Source organism: Kineococcus siccus, from assembly GCF_009906795.1.
Lineage (GTDB): Bacteria > Actinomycetota > Actinomycetes > Actinomycetales > Kineococcaceae > Kineococcus > Kineococcus siccus.
Genome location: NZ_JAAALN010000441.1, coordinates 1 through 637, shown reverse-complemented (window position 1 = coordinate 637; position 637 = coordinate 1). Strand labels below are relative to the sequence as shown.

At 83.0% G+C, this 637-nt stretch carries 1 pseudogene; it reads right to left on the bottom strand.

Features of this window, described 5'->3' with window-relative positions:
• Positions 1 to 637, bottom strand: a pseudogene (locus GTR02_RS22035) (hypothetical protein); the annotation flags it as partial.

Here is a 637-nt window from a genome sequence, read left to right as displayed (position 1 = left end):
GTCGCCCGCCCCGTCCGCGGTGAGCTGCGCGCGCCGCTGCCGCGCGAGCGCCAGCGCGGCCTCGGCGTCGCGCCGGTCCTCGTGCGCGGCCCGCGCCGCGGCGACGTCGTCGACCCCGGCGTCCTCGAGCGCCTCGTCGCGCACGCGCTCGGCGCGGCGCAGGTCCTCCGCGAGGGTGCGGGCGTCGGCGCCCGGCAGCACCGTGACGCGGGCGAACCCGGCGACGTCGACGTCGACGCGCTCGGTGGCGGTCCGCTCCAGAGTCGTGCCCGCCGCGACGACGTCGCCGCCGACCCCCACCTCGGTCGCGACGGCCTCCACGACCACGCGCGGGGCGGCCGCCTCGGCGCGGGCCCGGGCCAGGCGGGCCGCGTCCTCCGCCGCCTCGACGCGGCGCAGCAGCGCCACGTCGACGCGCAGGACGGCCAGGCGCCGCTCGGCCGCCAGGACGTCCTCGGTCGCGGCCTCCAGCCCCGCGAGCCGGCGGGCCCGCTCGTCGCGCGCCGCGACGTCGGCGAGGTGGCGGGCGTCGTCGCGCGCGGTGCTCGCGGCCTCGTGCGCGGCGTCGGCGGCGAGGTGGGCGGCGCGCACGAGCGCCAGCAGCTCGTCGTGGCGGGCCTGCGCCCCGTCGCGGGCC